This window comes from Agrobacterium sp. Azo12 (genome assembly GCF_029193765.2).
GTDB lineage: Bacteria > Pseudomonadota > Alphaproteobacteria > Rhizobiales > Rhizobiaceae > Agrobacterium.
This window is the reverse complement of the sequence record NZ_JARFYO020000002.1, coordinates 1,032,451-1,053,638: the sequence shown is the minus strand read 5'-3', so window position 1 is coordinate 1,053,638 and position 21,188 is coordinate 1,032,451. Positions and strand designations below refer to the sequence as shown.

Annotated in this window: 19 protein-coding genes; 15 read left to right on the top strand and 4 right to left on the bottom strand. The window is 49.9% G+C overall.

The genetic code is table 11. The features are described 5' to 3' along the window. The first annotated feature begins 18 nt into the window (after positions 1-18). The 7 genes from PYL13_RS21225 (at position 19) to PYL13_RS21195 (ending at position 3,538) form a co-directional block, all read left to right on the top strand. Positions 19-288 (top strand): hypothetical protein, encoded by a 270-nt coding sequence (locus PYL13_RS21225; RefSeq protein WP_275642241.1) that lies wholly within the window; start codon positions 19-21, stop codon positions 286-288. Positions 289-445: 157 nt separating this feature from the next. Further along, positions 446-1,309, top strand: a complete 864-nt coding sequence (locus PYL13_RS21220) for a hypothetical protein (protein WP_275642240.1) — start codon at positions 446-448, stop codon at positions 1,307-1,309. Between the two features lie 45 nt (positions 1,310-1,354). Further along, the gene (locus PYL13_RS21215; RefSeq protein ID WP_303299129.1) at positions 1,355-1,651 is read left to right on the top strand and encodes a hypothetical protein; all 297 of its coding nucleotides are present in this window, start codon (positions 1,355-1,357) and stop codon (positions 1,649-1,651) included. Then, the gene (locus PYL13_RS21210; protein WP_275642238.1) at positions 1,626-2,060 is read left to right on the top strand and encodes a hypothetical protein; all 435 of its coding nucleotides are present in this window, start codon (positions 1,626-1,628) and stop codon (positions 2,058-2,060) included. Before PYL13_RS21215 ends, PYL13_RS21210 begins: the two co-directional genes overlap by 26 nt. Before the next feature lie 126 nt (positions 2,061-2,186). Next, the gene (locus tag PYL13_RS21205; protein ID WP_275642237.1) at positions 2,187-2,510 is read left to right on the top strand and encodes a hypothetical protein; all 324 of its coding nucleotides are present in this window, start codon (positions 2,187-2,189) and stop codon (positions 2,508-2,510) included. Between the two features lie 348 nt (positions 2,511-2,858). Beyond that, the gene (locus PYL13_RS21200; protein WP_275642236.1) at positions 2,859-3,122 is read left to right on the top strand and encodes a hypothetical protein; all 264 of its coding nucleotides are present in this window, start codon (positions 2,859-2,861) and stop codon (positions 3,120-3,122) included. Positions 3,123-3,268: 146 nt separating this feature from the next. Next, positions 3,269-3,538, top strand: coding sequence for a MafI family immunity protein (locus tag PYL13_RS21195; protein ID WP_275642235.1), 270 nt, complete (start codon positions 3,269-3,271; stop codon positions 3,536-3,538). 195 nt (positions 3,539-3,733) lie between these two features. On the opposite strand, the gene PYL13_RS21190 is transcribed toward PYL13_RS21195, so the two are convergent. After that, positions 3,734-3,976, bottom strand: coding sequence for a helix-turn-helix domain-containing protein (locus tag PYL13_RS21190; RefSeq protein ID WP_275642234.1), 243 nt, complete (start codon positions 3,974-3,976; stop codon positions 3,734-3,736). Positions 3,977-4,582: 606 nt separating this feature from the next. Between PYL13_RS21190 and PYL13_RS21185 the strand changes: the two genes are divergently transcribed. Both PYL13_RS21185 and PYL13_RS21180 read left to right on the top strand, forming a co-directional pair. Beyond that, positions 4,583-5,167, top strand: coding sequence for a hypothetical protein (locus PYL13_RS21185; protein ID WP_275642233.1), 585 nt, complete (start codon positions 4,583-4,585; stop codon positions 5,165-5,167). A gap of 36 nt (positions 5,168-5,203) precedes the next feature. Continuing rightward, on the top strand, positions 5,204-7,147 hold the full coding sequence (locus PYL13_RS21180) for an AAA family ATPase (RefSeq protein WP_275642232.1): 1,944 nt from the start codon (positions 5,204-5,206) through the stop codon (positions 7,145-7,147). A gap of 7 nt (positions 7,148-7,154) precedes the next feature. Here PYL13_RS21180 and PYL13_RS21175 read toward each other — a convergent pair whose 3' ends face one another. Continuing rightward, the gene (locus PYL13_RS21175; RefSeq protein ID WP_275642231.1) at positions 7,155-7,673 is read right to left on the bottom strand and encodes a PIN domain-containing protein; all 519 of its coding nucleotides are present in this window, start codon (positions 7,671-7,673) and stop codon (positions 7,155-7,157) included. A gap of 114 nt (positions 7,674-7,787) precedes the next feature. Here PYL13_RS21175 and PYL13_RS21170 point away from each other — a divergent pair, with 114 nt between their 5' ends. After that, positions 7,788-8,018 carry a hypothetical protein gene (locus PYL13_RS21170; protein WP_275642230.1) on the top strand — a complete coding sequence of 77 codons (231 nt, stop codon included), beginning with the start codon at positions 7,788-7,790 and terminating at the stop codon, positions 8,016-8,018. 154 nt (positions 8,019-8,172) lie between these two features. Beyond that, positions 8,173-8,841, top strand: a complete 669-nt coding sequence (locus PYL13_RS21165; protein WP_275642229.1) for a hypothetical protein — start codon at positions 8,173-8,175, stop codon at positions 8,839-8,841. 15 nt (positions 8,842-8,856) lie between these two features. Here PYL13_RS21165 and PYL13_RS21160 read toward each other — a convergent pair whose 3' ends face one another. Continuing rightward, complete coding sequence (locus PYL13_RS21160) at positions 8,857-9,606, bottom strand: metallophosphoesterase (protein ID WP_275642228.1); 750 nt, start codon at positions 9,604-9,606, stop codon at positions 8,857-8,859. Positions 9,607-9,834: 228 nt separating this feature from the next. Here PYL13_RS21160 and dsr1 point away from each other — a divergent pair, with 228 nt between their 5' ends. From dsr1 to PYL13_RS21140, 4 genes are all read left to right on the top strand, one after another. After that, positions 9,835-13,551, top strand: a complete 3,717-nt coding sequence (dsr1, locus tag PYL13_RS21155; RefSeq protein ID WP_275642227.1) for an anti-phage defense-associated sirtuin Dsr1 — start codon at positions 9,835-9,837, stop codon at positions 13,549-13,551. Between the two features lie 547 nt (positions 13,552-14,098). After that, a complete protein-coding gene (locus PYL13_RS21150) occupies positions 14,099-15,814 on the top strand; it encodes a restriction endonuclease (RefSeq protein ID WP_275642226.1) in 1,716 nt (571 codons plus the stop codon). A 550-nt stretch (positions 15,815-16,364) separates the two neighbouring features. Further along, positions 16,365-18,002, top strand: coding sequence for a DUF262 domain-containing protein (locus PYL13_RS21145; RefSeq protein ID WP_275642556.1), 1,638 nt, complete (start codon positions 16,365-16,367; stop codon positions 18,000-18,002). A 737-nt stretch (positions 18,003-18,739) separates the two neighbouring features. Then, positions 18,740-20,161 (top strand): ISNCY family transposase, encoded by a 1,422-nt coding sequence (locus PYL13_RS21140; RefSeq protein WP_250985346.1) that lies wholly within the window; start codon positions 18,740-18,742, stop codon positions 20,159-20,161. A gap of 5 nt (positions 20,162-20,166) precedes the next feature. Here PYL13_RS21140 and PYL13_RS21135 read toward each other — a convergent pair whose 3' ends face one another. Then, the gene (locus PYL13_RS21135) at positions 20,167-20,904 is read right to left on the bottom strand and encodes a hypothetical protein (RefSeq protein WP_250985362.1); all 738 of its coding nucleotides are present in this window, start codon (positions 20,902-20,904) and stop codon (positions 20,167-20,169) included. Positions 20,905-21,188 lie beyond the last annotated feature (284 nt).

Here is a 21,188-nt window from a genome sequence, read left to right as displayed (position 1 = left end):
GACACGAGTGTTCGTCTAATGGAAAAAGATGCGATACTGCACGAGGTAGAAATCGAATACAGTCGACTTTGCGATGAGTTTGGCGGTATCACAGGCAAAATTCCATTTTCTACAGCTGTCGATGAATTTGGTGTGCCGTACATTCGGATAGTAGCTCAAAACGAACTGTACCTCTCAGCAAGAGACAGAGGGGCGATCTCAATGAACAAATTGGCTACTTCGCCAAGTGAGTTTGCCAGATTGTTGTACGAGTTCGTGCGCAAAGCCTCCGCAGCTCGCCGACCGTGATTGTTTGTATATCCCAGCAGATAGCTCAAACTCCATAAGAAATGTCGTAAAGGTCAAAGGGCGGGATTTAGTATCCTATCTGACGACGGATCATATTGATCGAGCTGTTTGAGGGGCACCTACGAGACGAGCCGAATGTAACTTCACAGCAGGGCATATGCATTATCCTACAATTACCCAAACAGAGTTCTTCGATGTTCCTGAATTGATAGGCTCTTGGACGAACGCAGTCGACGTTCCATCAGATTTGCGTGACCTGATGTTGAGTGGCCAAGGCAGATACGATTATTATACACCTTTGCGAGATGTTAAGGAGATTTTGTTTGAAGGTCTGCTTCGGCACCAACCACACACCGCCAATCTGTTGATGAATGCCAAACCGTTAGTTCTGCGAGCGCGCTCATACTACGACAAACCATCCAATTCCCCGTCAGGTTGGGCCTTGGATTTCGGCTTGGAGGTGGAGGGGCAGATGGTGATGATTGAACGGCTGTACCATGGCCAGAACCTCAACGATCCTGGCTACGAAAAACCTCAGCCGATAAGCTTAGAATGGGCACTGCCGCCTTCGCTACGAGAGTCTTACTACACCACTTTCAATGGAATGAAGGTTCCTGACGGCGAATATGTATCTGTCTTCGGCCGATTTATGCCAAGGAACGTTAGTAACTGGACGCTCTGGAATAATTACTTAGGGCAGTTCAGAGGCTACAAAAAAAAATACATTCCATGGCTGGAAGAGCGACTTCCACTCGTTAAACCATCCAAACCGTCGAAGTACGGCTACTTCGATTTCCGCTGCTTCCTGGAAAGCGTGCCGGATGAGAAAAGCGGTGAAGTGGACTATCTCTGGGTGAAGAGTTTCCACGAAGATGGGACTGTTTATCACATCCGAGGAAAGGACGTCGAGAACATGCGTATCGTTTCTGAGCCTGCAGAAGCAGTCGACCGTTACTGTGAGCACGTCCTGTTACGTAAAGAGGGACGCTTCGACTTTCTTGAGTTCACGTCAGACCTCTAGCCAATGGTTCGTGTTTTAACCAGCGACGAGCGGATGATAGAGGCTATGATCAGAAACGGCTTCGCGATGGAGTTGGCCAATATGCTTCTGGGTGAGGGCGAATACGCTGACTTTGAAGCGCTTGCGTCACTCGATAAGCACTCCTACCGATTAAAAGGGATGGCTGCCCGGCACCTCGAATTCGTCGCGGAGTTCGGTGATATCTCAGAGCCAGTCTGGAAAGGGAAACTCCTGCTCTCTCCATACCCTGAATACTATGAGGCGTGGAAACTTGCTGGTTTTCCGGGGATAAGCTCCGCAACATTGGAGCGGCTTCATGATGAGAGGGCCAAAACCCTATGACAGCAAAAACGCTCCACGCCGAACACATAATCAGGTCAACATGAGCCGTTTAGCGATTTCCCGAGGAGACCTTAGCATCCCGTCGTCTGATGATTTTATTGCGACGTTTGGTTGCGTTTTCAGTTTCGATGAACTGTCTTACACAGAGAATTACGTGTTTGCGGATGACTATAACAGTACAATCTACTTGTGGATCGGGATCGCTGACAACACGTTCAGCTTGAGCATCAAGTCAGATGATTTTGAGACGGTGAAAATATACAGCGAATCCCTGCAGAAAATATCCTTAGATGAGAAGCGTCAGTCGATCATTATCGTACCTGGGACAAGTGACTTGTTCCAGCAGATGCAACTTAAAATCTGGCCGAGAGCGTCTCTGCACATCACAACGACCAGACGTGAAATTTGATTTCATGGGGGAGAGAACTTGCTCTGATCAAAGTATTGGACAAACACGCCACAACTTCAGACCGATGCCTTAATGGCTTACAAGTGAGGTTGTGGCACTCGTCACTTAGAGACCTAGGAGCTTCGTGTGTTATCCAACGCGGACATGATTGATTACTTGGCAGACAAGGGCTTCGCGCTAGAGTTAAAGCGAATGCTGACCGCCGAAAACGAGTATGCAGATGTTGAGGCCTTAGAGAAACTCGACAGGCATTCTAATCGGCTTCGCGGAATGACTATTTTGCATCTTGAATTCGTCGCAGAGTTCGGCAACGTTTCTGGGCCTATTGAAAAGGGGAAGCATGTGCTCTCTCCTTTTCCTGAGTTTTTTTTAGCTTGGAAATTAGCTGGTTTCCCAGGGATGGCTGGAGGGCAACTGGCCAGGCTCTACGAAAAATCAAAGAAGTTTTAGACGCCGCATAGTTATCGGCTGGCCCGTTGTTCGAATGACGAAAGATTCAATGCCATCAATCATATGTAAATGCGGTACACGGCTTCGACTTGGCGAAATACCAAATCCCATAGAGTGGCTAGCAATATCTGACACGAACTATGATCGGTTCAAAGATATGATCCATGCCGAGGAGCTTTACGATGAGTTTAAACATATACTCAAATGTCCAAGCTGCAGACGCCTTTGGATATATTGGAACGGATTTAGCAACGATCCGACTTGTTACGCTCCGGAAAGTGAATAGGCGCTCCAAGCGAACCGACACTATAATCTAACAATGCCTATCCACGCGGTTGAGAAAGAGAAATGACAGTATTTGAATATGGAAAAACCCATTATCCGCAAGTTCAAGACCCTATCTTTACGGACACTCTAATCAAAGGCGACTGTTGGAAAATTGAACTTATCAAAGGCGTTTACGAACTTTCGTTTATTGCTGCCCGGCATGGCGGAGGAAGCATAACGCATATCGTAACGAAAGAGGAGTTCGAAGCTGTAAAGGAAGGTAAACTCGGAGGGTGGGACTTGGTGAAAAAATACGAGTCGATTGCCTACGAGAAAAATCGATGATTTCGCATGAGAACTTTGTGTTTGGTGGGTGCAGGGAGATGGGGGGAATGAAACTTGTGATGGTTCTCGATAGGGGTGGTATGTGAACCGGCAAACGGGCGGTTAGCAACAGATAAACATTTCATCCCCAGATACTATGAGACTAAATGAATAATATGAGCATTGGTGATAGAATACTGGAAATCGGCCACAAGTTTTCAAACAGAATTGATGTCGGAATTCTTAATGGCGCACTATCTTACGTCGATCACAATGAAGATCATCTGGCAATTGACACTTTTTGCGAGCACTTGCTTGAATTTGAAACACGAATTCAACGCGATGAGTACGATGAACTATGCAAACTAGTCGCCGATATGGGATTGGATGAAAATGCGCCGCCGTATCGTTACCTCTCGCAGCTTCTTGTTAGCTAGCGGTAAATTCGGCGCACTGTCTGCTCTGATATCTCAAGGCGCGGGCGATACTTGGGACCAGTGGCGCATCCAGAAAGTCGGACGAGTGTTCGAAGTATGCACGCCGCTATTCGTGACTCCATGCGAGCATGCCAAGGTCTCTTCGAGTGCCCTCACGGTCGAGGCAGACACTCATTTTACGAACTGGCTTAAATTTCATTTCTTCCGCACCCTTTGCCGCAGAGGGTGCCCGACGATCTCATCAATTGTTCGCTTTGGGCGAGGAGGAAACAGGTTTTCGAATTCAGATTCTGCCTCCAGTATGAAGGCGATCTTCACCAGCGCTTCGAAGGAAATCTTTCCTTTTTCCTCAAAGAGCCGAAGTGAGCCGTACGATACGCCGGATTTCTCTGCCAGTTCCTTCTGTGTGAGGTTCGCATCAATACGACGGCGCTTCATTCTGGTTGCGAGTTCGTTAATAACACTAGCAGGGGATGTGAGAGTAAATGCGCACATATTAGCCTTAAAATGAAAATTCCGCCTTTATTGCGCATATAATAGCAATTGACTGAAATTTCCATCGCGATTTGTTCTTTAGATCGAATAACGCGCCTTAGAAATAGTGCTCGCTGGCGCTTCAGAGATTTCGATTAGAACCCTTTGCTCGGCGATAAGGTCTTCGGATTATTATGTGGAGGACGGCAACCTTTATAAGGCGCTTTGATTGGTTGCGCACCTTCAGCAGCCGTCCTCGTTTGACGACGTGTGGAGCTATCTCCTGCGCTACCCTCCTAAAGCGGCACGGCATAGACCGTCCCTGCGTCAGAAGCGCATTCTCTAAAACAAAAATCGCCGAGTAGTCCCGTTTGAGATCAGCACCGCATCTGAAGCGTTGCTGACGCTCGGGTGCTCAACCAAACCCTAGTAAAAATCTTGTTGACTCATTCAGGTGCGTTCTCTAAATGTTCCACCATGAAAAACGTCATTGTGCACCTAATACGAATATCCCGCTAATCCGCCGCCTCGTAGAGGCTACGATTAACTGTGTGTATTCGAGTGTTGCAGATGAGTATTCAAGTGCGGTCCCTGGAAGGGACATCGCAAGCTATTTTCCAACATAAATTTTTCAGATGCGTCGGTCCTATCCGCTTCAGAAGCCAGTTGGCCCGAGACGTTTCATGTCTTTTGGATTTTGACGACACAGCTTCGGCATGGGCATGCCAGTCGCTGGAGTTCCGGAGGGGCTTTGATACCCACCGCCCTGATTTCGTTATCGAGCGCGATCACGATATCTTGGTCGTTGATGTCGCATCAAAAGGCGCTCCACCATCATGGATCGCTGAGGCCGTCCGAGCAGGAAATTACTCTTATCAGGTCTGGTCACGCGGCGAAATTGATCCGATCCGTCTAAAAAATTGCAAAGACCTGCTTCGTTATTCAGGACCCGATGCTCGTCTTGGAGACCGCATCCGTTTGCTTTCTGCTTTAGAAGATCAAGGCACCCTGACGCTATCTGAGTGCCTGCAACTCTTGCAGGAGAGCCAGCCGATAGTCGCACTGGCAAACATGATTTTAGCACGGTTCATTCAGATCGATCTCGACACCGCGCTTCTAGGGCCTGAAACCAGCGTCCGCAAATTTTCCCGCTAATTCCTTATTGCATTTTCAGATCACCAAGGGACCACCATGTCACGCAGCAAAAAGCAAAGCCGTGCGCCTAATTCCATGCGCAGATACGTATTCGACAGCATCATCAAGCGTGCGCTGAGAGAGCATTCGTTGTTTGAAGCAGGAGGGCCTGGATTTTTGGTGCTCGTGACGCCTGAAGGATACTCCCCATCCGATTACCAATCATCGGTACTAGACCAACTTTATGATGACGACAGATTCTACCGAAGAGATGGCGTAGGTTGTATCCTTGTTTTTCTCACAGACAAATCGTCGAAGTTCGAAGATGAGTATTCCGAGTGCTGTAAGAGGGAACGCGTGATCGCTGTAATCGAAAGGGGTGTTGAGTTGCCTCCGATCATCCAGCTTGCTGCAGACCTGGTAATTCATATTCCTCCGATTACGCCAGACGATTTGAAGGCTGCAGCAAGAGCAGTGGTACGACGTCCTATGACGGATGAAGAAGCAGAAACTGCACTCAGTTATCCTCGGGAACATCTCTGGGCGGCTTTCCGTCCAATGCGCTCAATCGGCGAGGCGATGCGACGGTTAAGGGAAGTGGAGGTTAATTCACCAGTTGAAGGGACGGATCAAGTTAAGATGCGATCAGCGCCCGAAACTCCCATGCTCGCAGAGATGCATGGTTACGGTCCTGCAAAAGAATGGGGCACCCAGCTCGCAACCGATTTGGCGGATTGGAAGGCCGGTACGATTGATTGGGGTGATGTCGATAAAGGCATCGTACTCAGTGGCCCCCCGGGCGTTGGAAAAAGCATTTTTGCCAGAGCGTTGGCGAAACAATGCAATGTTTCTCTCGTCGCATCATCGCTCGGGCGTTGGCAGAGTAGAGGGCATTTGGGTGACTTGCTGAAATCTATGCGAGCTGATTTCGACCGTGCTCGTAACAATGCACCGTCTATCCTTTTCATCGACGAAATCGACTCCTTTGGATCAAGGGACAGTTTCGACCATGAAAATGCGAATTACAGCATCCAAGTTGTAAACGCGTTGCTCGAATGTCTGGATGGCTTAGATGGAAGAGAAGGCGTTGTGGTGGTGGGGGCGACCAACAACACTGATCGTATTGACCCAGCAATCACTCGGGCTGGTCGCCTTGACCGACATGTCGAAATCCCACTGCCATCAGCTGCGGATAGAATTGCAATCCTTTCCCAACTGACAGCACATTCTATCCCGGTTTCCGACTTGCTGCGGCTGGGAACACTTACGAGAGGTATGACCGGTGCAGATTTGGCAAAAACAGTTCGAGATGGACGCCGACTCGCAAGAAGGGAAAGGCGGGAGCTGACTCTAGAAGACTTGAAAGCCGGACTTCCAGAAGGAACAAAAATTTCTGGTGAGCATCGTTGGGGCATTGCTGTGCACGAGGCTGGGCACACAATTGTTGGAATTCAGCTGGGATACGGCACTTACATTCGCACCAACATCGCGGATGTCGTACGGCCGGACTTGAAACATCAGCCAGGTGGGGCAGCTTATTTTGACATTCCTCGCGTTGCTCGTCGCGACCGGCAATTCTATCTCAATTGCGTCGCGGTCATGCTGGCTGGCCTGGCTGCCGAAAAACTGTATCTTGGCGACTTCAGCGATGGAGCAGGGGGAGGCGAACAATCTGATCTTGCCGTAGCTACACGTCTTGCGACTTTCTTGGAAGCTAATCTGGGAATGGGGGCGTCATTTCTACACAGCAACGCACAAACCGATCAGGAACTCGAAAAGCTCAGATTGAGTGATGACGCTCTGAAAGCCCGCGTAGAAAAAATCCTCGCAGACCAATATGAGAGAGTGGAAGGCATCTTGGAAAGCAGACGAGCATTGCTTGAGTTGCTGGCGAAAGAGCTGGATGCGGTAGGTTTACTTACTCCACAACGTGTCAGGGAACTTGAAAGCTCACTCGAAGATCGAGGCTCTTTCAACTCTCAAAGGAAAGGAATTTCCTGATGTGTGATCAGTCGCTTCCGATCTTTTCGGGGTGAATGAGTGTGTCATCCGTTGCGTGCCAAGTATCGCTAACAGGATTATAGATTCCCGGAAGTGGGTAACACGAGTGAATCAGAAGAAAGTCCTTAGTATTGAAAGTTGCAATTGGCGTTCTATGTACCAAAGCTGTAGCTGCAATATGGAGGTCCTGACCATGCCTGAGACGTTTTGCACCGGGGTGGGAAACGATGAGATTGCGTAGCCTCTGATCGGCAGCTAAAGTTCCCCAAGCTTCGGCCACCTCTTTACCCGTTTCTAGGATGGGCATGCCTAACGCCATTAGATTTTGGTACCAACGCGTCAGGCGAACTGCCTTCACCGGATCGCGTGAACAGAGTTGGGTTATGCCTTGTTGGAACTCCATGATTGCGGCGGCTGGGATAAACAAATTTGAGGCCGTCTCGATGAAGCGGACAACGCCGGGGTTGGGCCTTACCCTGCTTGTTTCGCTAAGAACACATGTGTCCAGAATATATCCTGCTGCCATCGAAGTATGCTCACCTGAAAAATGCGGGCACGGTCCACAATTATAGTTAAGGCAAAGTTAATCGCATGTAGTGGTAAGTCACACTAGCGGCACTTTATCATCTAGGAAGCTACAATGACTGAAGACGAGCATTTCTCGCCATCGGACGGCACCAACGGCAACATAACCGGTGAGGAAATTACTATTCCTTCCGAGGGAGACCTCCGGCATTTTTTTGAACTACTGCTCGAAAAAGGTGAGCTTACCATCAACGACAACGGAGACCACTATACGGTCCAGGTTTCGCAGAGGCGCATTTCCGGCGACGCGAGGAGGTTTCTCGCGGGGGGAGGGCCTGCGTCCTAGTTGTGAAAAGAGCGATTACGGGAACATGTGTTTGTTGCTCTACCAATTCGCGAGTGATCTTTATCGCACGGTGTTTTTCGCAGAGAAAAAATATGAGTGTCATCAACCTTACAGGAGCTGAAATCCTCGCCATTAAGTCAATTGATGAACTGCAATGGACAAGCAAATTGACGTGGCTGAAGAGAATCTCGACGGTCTCCCACGTGAGGTTTTACTAAAAGCGGGTGATTATATCGCAACGCAGTTGCGATCATTCCAGGACGCATTGTCTCGATACAAACAAGCTAAATCAGCGCAAAACAGAGAAAACAAGTTCTCTGAGGTCCACCGTTACCGTCATCGTTTATTGTTCGCCGTTAGGCAGATGAAGGATCGGGTGGAGACAGAGGAAAAGCAGCGACTGTTGTTCTACGTTGATGACAACGTTTACCCGCCCTTCCGCTTCACAAACGACCTCACAGCAACGGTTTCGTACCGGTGGCGAGAAAAGGTGGAAGACGATTGGATACTTGGACAGACTACCTTCAGGCATAGGGTTGTCCGCGATCACTCTTACGTCCTTACGAAGCCAAAGCGGAAGCTGAGTGCTGCCATGCAGGCGCAATTAAATGAGGATGCACTGGTCTCCACCTGGGAAGGCATGGTGAGTACCATACTCTGCACGTTGCGCGATTATTTCGCCGAAGGAGGAGATGGCAACGCTATACCCGAGAACTTTTTGCTCAAGGTGGACCGCTCTGGCGGATTGAACAACTTCAGTGCAAGGTTTTGGGATGATGAACACGACAAGAAAGGGAAGGGACAGTCAGGTGAAGTGCAGTAGCATCCAGCTTCTGGCTTAAATCTCTTTCATTTGCTTGTCGAAACGGCGCACTTCACTCAAGCTTGCGGTGACTTGGCTGACAAGAAATCCATCCAGTTCATCATCGACGAAAATTGCAGCGGCGATTTTGTTAGTTCGGTAAGACCCCACGTCGAGCGCTATGCGATTTTCATATATCTCGGGCAGGGTGCTTCCTGTGATCGTGTGTCCGTGCACAACGATCTTCTCCAAGACTTTGGTACTGTCCAGAAAACCTTTTCTGATCCACATCAGAACATGATTGTCCTGTTCCGATAAAGGCACAGACGGGTCCACACCAGCATGCGTGAAGAAATACCTCTGGGTTTCGAAATAAGAGCGCGCGTTTCTAAAGAGCGACATGTGTCGTGGCTGTGATCGGTTAAATGTCTTTCCAGATTCGATCAGATCGTCGGGATCAAGGCCGTAGGATTCAATCGTCGTCTTTCCTCCTAAACACATCCAGGTGGCGGCTTCGTCAGGAGCAATCGACAGGTTGGACATACTGTCCATGTACATGTCGTGATTTCCACGAATGCACAAAGAACCTGGATAGTGGTCGATTATTTCGCAAACGAGATCGACAGCCTCCAAGGAATTCGGACCGCGATCAATCAGGTCACCGAGGAACACGAAGCTGGTATTCTCCGGCTTAAATTCCTCCGTCAGAGTCGAAAGAAGGAGTTCCAGTGTCCGGGCCATTCCGTGGATGTCACCAATAGCGATCAGGTTCTTTTTCAAGGCCAACGCTGATCTCCTTTCGTCAGATGGTTCCAAAAGTGAACCAATTAACAGTCATATTCTACAAGGAACCTCAGCGGACGGATAATGCATTAAAGCGGTCCTGCAAAGATGTGCGCGACGCATCAGGACGCAATTTAAAACAGTTGCTACAACCATAAATACACCCTTGGGTCGGCTCAATCAGTATAGTATCAATTTTAATAAACAATCGATTTTCGAAAGGCAGTTGCGGTGCAATTTGTAGCGAAAGGTCCTAACGTTCCGGAAGAGTTGCTTCAGGCACATGAAGATGGGCAAGTCGTATTTTTCTGCGGTGCTGGTATATCTTATCCAGCCGACCTGCCTGGGTTCAGCGGTCTCGTTAGCCTAATTTACAAGGAGATTGGTGAGGCACCATCACCGGTTGAGCAGTCGGCACTTACAAATCATTCGTATGACATGGCAATCGGCCTATTAGAGAACCGCATTGTTGGACATCGTCAGCGGGTTCGAAGCGCAATCGCGGAAATTTTAACTCCAAATTTGTCAAAGCGAAATGCACTTGCGACCCACGAGGCGCTCCTATCGTTAAGCAAAACTGCCGACGACCGCGTCAGGCTCATCACAACGAATTTCGACCGTCTCTTCATTGAGGCGATGAAGCGATTGAACGTCGATTATCCGTCGTATTGCGCTCCACTTCTTCCTGTGCCGAAGAAACAGAAATGGGATGGTATAGTTTATCTTCATGGCCTCTTAGCTGAAAGTTCAACCGCCAGTGACTTGGAGCGTCTGGTTGTTTCCAGCGGTGATTTCGGTTTGGCTTATTTGACAGAGCGTTGGGCTTCTCGGTTCGTTAGTGAGCTTCTACGTGGCTACACTTTGTGTTTCGTAGGGTACAGTATAGATGACCCTGTTCTTCGATATATGATGGACGCGTTGGCTGCTGACCGGTTGTTAGGTGAGAAGTCACCGGATGCGTACGCTTTCGGCGGGCACGCTCTAGGCAGAGAAACAGAAGCAGCTGAAGAATGGAAAGCCAAAAATGTCCGGCCAATTCTGTACAATAATAGTAGCAAAGACCATTCATTACTTCATAAGACGCTTAGAGCATGGGCCGATAGCTACCGAGATGGAGTGAGAGGGAAGGAGGGGATCGTCTCCAGACATGGTCGCTCGCGGCCCCAAGGCAGCACGAGACAGGACAACTTCGTTGGACGAATGCTTTGGGCGCTAAGTGATAAGAGCGGATTACCAGCAAAGGCGTTTGCCGATCTTGAACCCATAGCACCGTTTGAGTGGCTGCAGGAGTTCGAGATGCCTTACTTCAACCACAGGGACCTCATCCGTTTCCAGGTTACGCCGACCATGGAAGAAGACAAGACGCTTAAGTTTAGCCTGATCGAGCGACCGTCATCTTATGACAAGGCACCTTGGATGCGGCTGGTGCATCGGCGAGCTTCCTGGGATAGCTCTGACCAAGTGATGCGGCATATCGCGAGGTGGTTTTCCAAGCACGCAGACGATCCGCGATCTCTGATATGGCTTTCGAAGCAAGGCGGAGCGATCTCTGATCATCTCCGGTTTCTTATCGGAGAGGCGTTAGAAGATGGCGTTATCACGTCTCCAAGTATGAGGGTCTACTGGCAAGTGGTGCTTGCGGGACGGCTCTATCATCCAAACGATCCTTCCGATCTCTACACTTGGAGCAAGGAGCTGAAAAAGGAGGGGCGACTTACGCCACTCCTACGCTCAAGGCTGAGGGAACACCTGACCACTCTTTTGAAAATCTCGGAAGGATACAGGCTATCCGACGAGGAGGACGGCGTTCAGGGCAACGGCAGCATTGACTGGGAGCTTACTTTTTCAGGAGCCCACACCGCATATGCTCTGCGGGATTTGTTCAAGACACAGGCTTGGAAGGACGCGCTGCCATTGCTCCTTACTGATGCGACAGACCTGCTGCTTGACGCGATGGATATGGCCTTTTTGGTCGATGGTGGAAAAGGGAAGGTGGACCGAACCTATTTCCATCGCCCTTCTATCGCGGACCACAAACAAAACCGAGCCTTCAGAGACTGGACGGCGCTTATTGATTTTGTGCGTGATGCATGGCTTTCCAACGTTACTAACTTTCCCTCCCGAGCTATTCGAGAGTTTGATCGATGGGGCGAGTTTGAACACGTCATATTTCGACGACTACGATTTTTCGCGCTGGCAACCAATCTCGACCTATTCGGACCGCAGCAAGCCGTTGACGTACTGCTTGACGACAACGGAAGGTGGCTCTGGTCAATAGAAACTCAACGAGAGGTACTGCAGCTCGTCGCTGCAATTGCTCCTGTTCTAGACCAACAGCAAGCCGATCAGTTCAGCGCATCTGTTCTCAATCGCCCCCACCAGCCGTGGGATGAGGGCGATGCGGATCGGAGGGAACGGCGAAATGAGCGGGAAACTTGGCGGATACTGGCCTTGTATCAGCAATCGGGAGGGCGAATTAATGGCCAGACGCAAGCAAGGCTCGAATCAATTCGGGGAAAATACCCACAGTGGGGAGAGGTTCGTGAGAGAGATCAGTTCCCGATCTATATGGATGCTGGAAACTTTGAGCAGGCCTTTGAAGCCGCGCCAGTAAGTCGCAGAGAGCTGAAAGAATGGCTCAAAAACCATCGTGGAGCTGCTGATTTTCACGATAGCGATGACTTCTTGGAGCGATGCCGCCGAGATTTCCCAAGAACTTCACTCGCCCTTTTAGAGCTTGCCCAAGGAGGTGATTGGGTCACTGCGCGTTGGCGGCAGGCGTTACAAGCTTGGTCAGGCGATGACCTTGCAGCTCGTTCATGGCGATGCGTAGGCCCTAGAATTATCGATGTCCCGTCCAATGTCCTTTCAGACATTAACAGGGGCCTTAGCAATTGGCTTCAGACCTGCGGGAAATTTGCAGCTGTGCATCGTACTGCGTTCCTACAACTTACCGGACGTCTTCTCGACCATAATAGGAATACTCAGGAAGCCCCTAGCGATTCACCTCTTTCTGACGCTTTGAATAATCCTATCGGCGAGTTGACCGAGGGTTTGATCAAACTCTGGTATTCGCGGGACTTGGATGACGGGCAGGGGCTCGACGAAGATATCGAGCCTTTGCTGACGGCACTGTGCGACTCAGAAATTCCAGCCTTCGCAAATGGTCGGCTATTGCTTTGTGCGAATGCCATTTCACTTTATCGAGTAGATCAGGAATGGACGACGGCGAACTTACTACCGCTCTTCGATTGGAACTTGTCAGCGTACGAAGCGAAGATCGCCTGGTCGGGGTTCCTTTGGTCTCCTAGGTTATTTCTACCACTGATTAGAAAACTGAAGGATGAGTTTTTACACACGGCGACACATTACGATGCCCTTGGGGAACTTTCGGATCAGTACGCCGGGCTACTTACTTTCGCAGCTTTGGATTCCGTGGAAGGTTTTCTGAAATCCGAGTTTTCTTTGGCGACGGGCACACTTCCCGAAGCAGGGCTTGTTCAAGCAATCCAGACAGTGACTGATGGCTTGGACAGTTCAGGTGGGAAAATCGAGGAATTTTGGGAAAACCGTGCCAAACCTTACTTTAGATATGTCTGGCCAAAGTCGCAGGCTCTATTAACACCCATGATTTCAGCTGCTTTTGCTAGGCTAATTGTCTCAACTGGTGACAAGTTTCCTGAAGCCGTGGATTATCTGAAAGACTGGCTTCAAAGAACGGAACAAGCGGATTATGCTCTTCAACTCTTGGATGAAAATAATACTGCAACACGCTTCCCTGTCCAGGCTCTAAATTTTCTCGATCTGGTTGTTAACCGGGAGGTTAATTTCTCACTTAGCTCAATAGACAACAGCCTTAAAAAAATAATAGCTGTAATGCCGGACCTTGGACGTGATCCTCGGTTCGTGGCCTTACAACAATTGCTCCAGCAACACGGAAGAGTTTGAAGCTGGATAAATTGCCAATCTTGTGGTGCGAATAGCATTTAGGCGTGCCTGCTATCTCGATGAGTACGGTATTCCTTGAAGAAGATTGATCGAAAAAATGGTCATCGCTTTATTTTTCGCTAGTGAGGAACGCCATGCTCGACGGATATCGTTGTTTTACGGCGAAAATCCGCTCTCGTTTCGTAAGTGTATATTTTCCCGTCGCGCCGACACATCAGGGATGATGGCCACGTTGGTATGGCCGGTTGCACGGGTTTTATGTGCGTTAGAACGCGCTCGTGCGCAGACGCTCATTCCAATTGCTAGGGCAATTTAACGCAAGCCCTCACGACGCAATTCTGTGCCACAAAGCCAAGTGCCGATCCTAAGCTGATTATCATGCTACTCGAATAGCGCGATCTATTTTTCAACCTACGCTACTCGACGCGGATGTTGGTATCAGCCAAAGTACGCGAGATAAGTAACTGGGATATCCACCTAATTGAGTCGGGGAATCCAGTTGCTGAAACAGTTGTTTTAGCGGTTGGATTGTAAAGGTGTAATGTTTATGGCCAAGATAAAGTTCAGCTCTCGCTACCTTTCGTCGATAAAGTCGGGAGAGATCGAAGCGAAGTGGAACGCCGCAAATACCAGAATACTCCGCTATATGATCGACTTCTGGCAAAATGATCTTGGTCTTCATAAGCAGGTTAGTGCACCAGAGATTTACCTTCTGGAAATTAAAGTACAGGAGTTGCTAATCCGCTGGGACAAAATGGCGGATGATCATTTTCACAAATCGAGGCTTGCAGCCAGCAAAGAGGCCTGCGACGCCCTTACTATTGAAGCCGTCTCAAAGCTCGAATCGCTTCGCAAAATCCTCGTTAAAACGCTTACGGTCGACGACCGGGTAGATTGGGAAACCCTTAAGGATAAGTTGCCTTATCACGGAAATGCGAACTTTCCCGAGCTTGCTCCTAAACAAGTTACAACAGCTAAACCAATATACATGGAACCAGTGATTGGCTTCTGGGAGGGGCTTTTCGGGAAGAGAGCGGCCAAACTGGAAGATGCCAGACGTCATTACGAGCTTAAAGTACATGAGTGGGAGAAGATTCAAGGTGATAATCTGCGACGTCATCAGGAAGCTTTAACGCAGTGGAACAATCGGAAGTCTAATTTTAAGCTGGAATATGAAACTGCGAAAGCTGCGTTCCTTGCCGAACAGCTTGCGCAAAATTCTAGCATCGACGAACTCGCACTGAGCGTTAAAACTGGCGACGTTCGCTCCGTGATCGAGCATGCCAGTTTAGTGCTCGATGCTTCAGATTACGAGGGGCTTTTCGAAAAGTCTTACGAGATCGACTATCAAGCTAATCCTAAGCTTCTTTTGGTAGAGTATGATTTGCCATCACCAAATGTCATGCCGACGCTGAAAAGTGTTCGTTTCACCGCTTCGACGGGCGAGGTGAAGGAAACGTACATTTCTGATAAGGAGCAAAGGAGCAATTTCGACTTGGCGTGCTACCAGATTGTCCTTCGAACCTTGCACGAGCTGTTTGAGGCTGACGAATCCGGAAATCTCGATGCCGTTTTGTTCAATGGTTTCTCGACTGCAATCAACCCGGCGAACGGCAAAAACACACGTAGTTGCATCATGTCCTTGCTCGCAAGAAAGACTGAATTCCTAGAAATCGATCTATCGCGCGTCGATCCCAAATCGTGTTTCAAATCGTTGAAGGGTGTCTCGGCGTCCTCACTTGCCGCACTTGCTCCTATCGCCCCGGTAATGGAGATGAACAAGCAGGACAAAAGATTTGTTGATGCCAGGGAAGTAATTTCGGCCATCGATACTGCGACGAATCTCGCGTCGATGGACTGGAGCGACTTCGAACATCTCATTCGTGAACTCTTCGAAAAAGAATTCGCCTCGCGAGGAGGGGATGTAAAAATCACCCAAGCCAGTAGCGATGGTGGAGTTGATGCGGTGGCGTTCGACCCAGACCCAATCACAGGCGGCAAAATCGTTATTCAGGCTAAACGTTACACGCGCACGGTTGGGGTTTCCGCAGTTCGCGATCTCTTTGGCACGGTTCAACATGAGGGGGCGTCGAGAGGAATACTGATCTCCACGGCCGATTACGGTCCGGACGCTCATCAATTTGCGGCGGGAAAGCCAATCAGCCTATTCTCTGGTTCTCATCTCCTGCATCTAATGGAAAAGCACGGTTACAATGCGAAGATTGATCTTCAGGCAGCAAGGAAAGAGCTGAATTTAAAATGACCTAAAAGAACTCGGCCGTCGATTTGGACCGACTAACTAACGAGCATTTCCTTGAAGGGTAGGTGGCGCTTCAAAGGTAATTGCTACGTCGAAACACGTCCACGTCTTGATCGACAAATTGACGGTTAGCGGTCACTCCGATATGCCGTCGGCGATGTTCACGGTCACGCCGATCTGCGTGAAAAGCTCATCTAACCGATTAAGAAGGACGCTGCTACAGTCAGCACCAAGCAGACCTTCATTTTCCTTGGTGACATCATCGACCGGGGACCTGACAGCCGACAATCCATGGACCTAGTCCTTAGTGCCACGAACGATTACCCCGGTTCGTCGCGTATCCTTGGCAACCAAGATACAGCAGCCATCATCAGGAGTCGCTCAACGGGACAGCCGACAAAGTCGTCAACGAGGGCAGGGACAAGAGGTGAATAACAACCTGAGAGAGCCCTATAAAAACAATTTGCAACTAATTTGAAATCCATTTGGGTTACATCGGCAGCCACTAGCAACGTTCTTTTAAATTTGGAGAGACTTCGTGCAACTCAGTCCGATGCATCTAACATCTGCAACGCTATTTTCTGGTCGCTTATTCAGGATACCTGAATATCAACGAGCGTATGCTTGGGGTAGCCGTCAGCGAGCTGATCTATTCGGGGATATTCTGGACATACATCGGTCCGGACGCGAACACTTTATGGCGACAGTGGTTGCTTTAGCACGCGACGCACGAGTCATCGGTGCGGAAAAGTACACGGCCGTCGAGATTGTCGATGGCCAACAACGGATCACAACTCTTGTAATTCTTCTCAAGGCAATTGAGAAAAGTCTTGTTCCTGGTAGCAAGGCACATCGTGACATCTCTGAGCTACTGGTCAAAGATGATGATCGAACCCTTTTGCTCCTTCAGACAAACCACGACAGCAGCAGTGTCTTTACGCGATACATTTTGACAGGTGATATTGCGGAAAATGAGTCACGGACTGCAGCGGACCGGAACGTTCTAGACGCGGCAATCGAGTGTGAAAAGTTTGTTGAGGACTGGAAGGTTCAATGTGATCTTATCGAATTAGTTAGCATAATTCGAAACCAACTCTCATTCGTATACCACGAGCTTGCAGACGAAGCGACTGTTTACCGTGTATTTGAAGTCCTCAACAGTCGCGGACTTGAAGTGAAATGGATAGACAAACTAAAAAGCCAGTTAATGGCGCTTCTTTTCGAGCATATTGAAGAAGGATCACGCTCTGAAGCCGTCAAGGAGATGCAAAGAGTATGGGGTGATATTTACCGCACGCTTGGTCTGGATAGCAAGCTGGGCGACGACGCGTTGAAGTTTGCAGGAACGTGGGCGCAAAAGACGCAACCAAATCGTGTTTCATCGCAAGAGGATGCAGCGGTAATCTTAACACAACTAGCTGGCACTAAACTGAATACGATAATGGAGTCTGGGGAACGGCTCAAGTTAGTCGTGGGAGCAATCAAAGAGCTTGACGAAAACGTCCGCCTCAGGACCGTCACGAAAATAGCCCACGCACGGTTCGTTGCTACTGCGATATTGCTCCGCCGCTTTGACTCTACAACTCGTGAAAGGCTTCTGGGAGCATGGGAAAGGGTGACATTTAGAATTTTCGTGTTAGCTGAAGCTGACACGCGCCACAAGGTCGGAGAATATATTCGCCTTGGATACGCGATATTTTCGGCCAATCTTGATGCTGACGAAATTGAAAAGCGACTTTTTAAACTAGGGAGCGATTACAGCCTTGCTGAGAAGCTTAATCAACCTAGTTACTGGAATAATTCCTACGAAGGTTGGGCGGAACCTCTCCGTTACATATTGTTCCGTTATGAAGAGCATCTCGCAGAAGCCAATGGACAGAAGTTAAACAAGTCGCAGTGGAATAAAATCTGGGCTGAAGAACCGTCGAAGTCAATCGAGCACATTGAGCCTCAGAGTAGTGGTGCTTCGTACATACACCACCTTGGCAATCTCACTATGCTGCCACCAGGAGTCAATTCCTCATTGAAAGACAAGCCTCCAGTTGAAAAAGCTGAACGCTATCTCATCAGTGGTTTGACTATTACAACGCTTGTCGGAAAAAATATCGTGGCGAAATCAGCTTGGACGGAGGAAGATATTCTAGCCCGAGGCAAGGATATTGACGCTTTTGTACGCAAAGAGTGGGGCTAAAAATCCATTTATTTAATACCAAAGCAATACATAAACGAATAAACTTCGATTTTCGGGTGGATAAAGGTCCACCCGAAGGTGGGCATTGATACACTAGACGCTTCTTGAGAGTTCGAACCCGTATGTTTGCATAAACACGAAGCTTTTTGGACCTTGAAAACAAGGAACAGCTTTTCTGCCATACTTGGTCATAGCGTCAAACTTCATTTTGTGATCCTCGTTCATAACCTCAGCAACGACCAAGCGTTCAAGCTGATCGTCAAAAATGTAGCCGTACGAACCGTACGAATGAACCCGCATCAGAGGCGACGCGGTTTTGATAATCTGACAGAATGTTTAGGGTTATGGAGTGACGATTAACTACGAGCCTGGTGATTGCGACGGGCGAAGTGTACATCACGATGCCGAGCCTTGTGGACGGTAGCATACTACTAAAAAGATCGTTTTTTCGACCGCAATGAGTGGCTGGGCCACGCTACGTTCAGTTTTGGGCCACGAAAGCCCGGTTTGGGCCATACTTGGTTCCGTTTTTACATGAAGAGACAGAAACAACTGACAAATAAAGTTCCATAATCAAGGTTATGCGATTTATGCATGTAAGGGCTATTTAGTAATGCGACAGTTGGGCCAGTTAGAGATGCGACAGTCTCGCCTCTCGTCGCACTGGTCAAAGCCAACGTTGGGAGCAAGGATGACGATCTTCAGCCTGGTTGAGACCATGAGCGTTCGGAGTCGTCATGTCCTTTATGATCACCATGTCGCAGAAAGAATTGCATCGCCTCGAACTTATCCAGAAGATCCATGATGGACGCCTGAGCGTTGTCCAAGCAGCCGAACAGCTCGGTCTTAGTCGAAGTCAGGTTCATCGGCTGCTGCAGGCCTATGACCGGGATGGTCCGGCCGGCCTTGTTTCCAAGAAACGATCGCGGCCGAGCAACCGCCGCCATAGCGAAGAGTTTCGCAATGCGGCGCTGGATCTGATCCGGGATCGCTATCTGGATTTTGGTCCGACACTGGCGCGTGAGAAGCTGATTGAGCTGCACCATATCTCTGTCGCCAAGGAGACGCTGCGACAATGGATGACTGAGGCTGGTATCTGGGTCTCACGCAGAGAACGCAAGAAGCGGGTTTTCCAGCCACGCGGCCGACGTGACTGCTTTGGCGAACTGGTGCAGATCGATGGCTCACATCACTGGTGGTTCGAGAACCGTGGCCCCAAATGCGCCCTGCTCGTCTATATCGATGACGCGACTGGCAAGCTGCTGCATCTACGCTTCGCCGGATCGGAGAATACATTCGACTATCTGCATGCGACGAAGGCCTATTTGCAGCAATGGGGCAAACCGCTGGCGTTTTACAGCGACAAGCACGGCGTTTTTCGCTCACTCCACCCGTCGAAGAAAGACCGGACGAGCGGCCTGACGCAGTTCGGCCGGGCGCTTTATGAGCTGAACATTGACATCATCTGCGCCAATACCCCGCAGGCCAAGGGCCGCGTAGAACGTGCCAACCAGACGCTGCAGGACCGGCTGGTCAAGGAGATGCGGCTTCGCGGCATCGACACGATCGAGGAAGCCAACGCCTATGCGCCTGAGTTCATTTTAGATTTCAACGCGCGTTTCGGCAAGGAGCCGCGCAATCCGAAGGACATGCACAGGCCATTGGCCGATCACGAGAACCTCGATGCCGCCATGTGTCGCAAGGAAGTTCGCACGCTGTCGCAGGCTTTGACGCTGCGCTATGACAAGGTGCTGTTCATCCTCGATCCGACCGAGATTTCCACGCCTTTGGCGGGTAAGAAGGTGATCGTCTGCGACTATCCGGACGGACGGCTAGAGATCATGCATGAGAGCTTTGCCCTGCCCTATCGAACCTTCGATACGTTGCGCTCGGTGCATCGCGCTGAAGTCGTCGACAACAAGCGACTGGATGACATGCTTTCGCTTGTTGCCGAGATGCAGACCGGCAGAGAACAGCAGCGCAGCAAGGGCGGACCACGGCGCACCGGGCAGAAAGATCATATGTTCGGTATTCGGGACGGCAGCACGGGTAACGGCTATCAGAAGCGTGGCCGTAAGCCGAGGACAGATTACATGAACGATCCGGCGGTGATTGCACGGCGAGAGAAAGCGTTGATGAGGCAGCCGGCGGCAGAATAACGATCTCAATGCACGCCGATGTCGCTCTGCGTATCTGACTCCAGTTGCAGGCACGCTGGCCAAAGTGGCGTCTTGTGGAAGGATCCGTCCTGGAGGAGCGTGAGCCCCTCTCGTGCCTCGTAGAGCAGGCCCAGCCAGCACAAGCGTCGAAAGACACCATACTGAAGATCGGATTTCAGCTCCCAGGCTTCCAGGGTCATTTCGGTCTCAGACAGGGGGGCGAAGTCTGGCTTGAGGATTTTTACAATCTGCAATGGCGTGCAGCCCTCTCTCGCCTTGATGTTGAGAAGATTGAGGAGCATGCGCCACCAACGTAACCGAGCTTGGACCTCCTCCTCCCTTTCGGTGTCATGGACATAGGAATAGAGATAATCCGTGGCGACGAGATCGAAGAAGGCTTGCGGGTTCATCAGGAACTCCCGGCCGCGTTTGGTTGGCAGCAGCACATTCTTTTTCCGGCGAAGGAGTTTTAGATGACGAGTCATGTCGCGCACGACCCAGAGCGGCGGCATGTCGCTTTCGTTCAGCACTTTGTTCATGCTGTAGAGGTCTACGGCCGTGAAGTCGGGCCAGAGGAAGTGCACGGCGGCCCAATGCACGAACTTGCGGTTCATCGCGCCGGTCGCCGTCAATCCTATGCCACCTTCGCCGTCAGCATAGGCGACGGATAACAGCATGCCGCGAAGAAGTGGTGACAGCGCGGCGACATCGACGTCACCGTGCAACTTGATTTCCGGAAGCATCATGCCGCTTTGATCCCTACCCGCCCGATGCAGGTGCAAAACGATTATCATCCGGCAACGAGATAATTGCTACTGAGGAAGCTAAAGCCGAAGAGCGAGTTCATCACCCGCCCCCTCCCTACCCTTGCAACCCCGCCCAGCCGGTCCGGTCGGGGGCTGACCGTCAGAGCCAGTGTCGCATCTCTAACGGGCTGGCCCTGTCGCAGCCCTATCCAGCTTTGACAATGCATATAGCCGGGGTAAATTCTATTTCCAAGTGCGACATGCAATAAAGAACAGCAGGT

Bases quoted from the DNA above. Each gene is read 5' to 3' on its own strand.
- PYL13_RS21195 (WP_275642235.1), top strand. From the start codon at position 3,269: ATGAATAATATGAGCATTGGTGATAGAATACTGGAAATCGGCCACAAG.
- PYL13_RS21185 (WP_275642233.1), top strand. From the start codon at position 4,583: ATGAGTATTCAAGTGCGGTCCCTGGAAGGGACATCGCAAGCTATTTTC.
- PYL13_RS21170 (WP_275642230.1), top strand. From the start codon at position 7,788: ATGACTGAAGACGAGCATTTCTCGCCATCGGACGGCACCAACGGCAAC.
- PYL13_RS21215 (WP_303299129.1), top strand. From the start codon at position 1,355: ATGATCAGAAACGGCTTCGCGATGGAGTTGGCCAATATGCTTCTGGGT.
- PYL13_RS21210 (WP_275642238.1), top strand. From the start codon at position 1,626: ATGATGAGAGGGCCAAAACCCTATGACAGCAAAAACGCTCCACGCCGA.
- PYL13_RS21180 (WP_275642232.1), top strand. From the start codon at position 5,204: ATGTCACGCAGCAAAAAGCAAAGCCGTGCGCCTAATTCCATGCGCAGA.
- PYL13_RS21165 (WP_275642229.1), top strand. From the start codon at position 8,173: ATGGACAAGCAAATTGACGTGGCTGAAGAGAATCTCGACGGTCTCCCA.
- PYL13_RS21200 (WP_275642236.1), top strand. From the start codon at position 2,859: ATGACAGTATTTGAATATGGAAAAACCCATTATCCGCAAGTTCAAGAC.
- PYL13_RS21190 (WP_275642234.1), bottom strand. From the start codon at position 3,976: ATGAAGCGCCGTCGTATTGATGCGAACCTCACACAGAAGGAACTGGCA.
- PYL13_RS21225 (WP_275642241.1), top strand. From the start codon at position 19: ATGGAAAAAGATGCGATACTGCACGAGGTAGAAATCGAATACAGTCGA.
- PYL13_RS21135 (WP_250985362.1), bottom strand. From the start codon at position 20,904: ATGCTTCCGGAAATCAAGTTGCACGGTGACGTCGATGTCGCCGCGCTG.
- PYL13_RS21145 (WP_275642556.1), top strand. From the start codon at position 16,365: ATGCATCTAACATCTGCAACGCTATTTTCTGGTCGCTTATTCAGGATA.
- PYL13_RS21220 (WP_275642240.1), top strand. From the start codon at position 446: ATGCATTATCCTACAATTACCCAAACAGAGTTCTTCGATGTTCCTGAA.
- PYL13_RS21150 (WP_275642226.1), top strand. From the start codon at position 14,099: ATGGCCAAGATAAAGTTCAGCTCTCGCTACCTTTCGTCGATAAAGTCG.
- PYL13_RS21175 (WP_275642231.1), bottom strand. From the start codon at position 7,673: ATGGCAGCAGGATATATTCTGGACACATGTGTTCTTAGCGAAACAAGC.
- PYL13_RS21140 (WP_250985346.1), top strand. From the start codon at position 18,740: ATGTCCTTTATGATCACCATGTCGCAGAAAGAATTGCATCGCCTCGAA.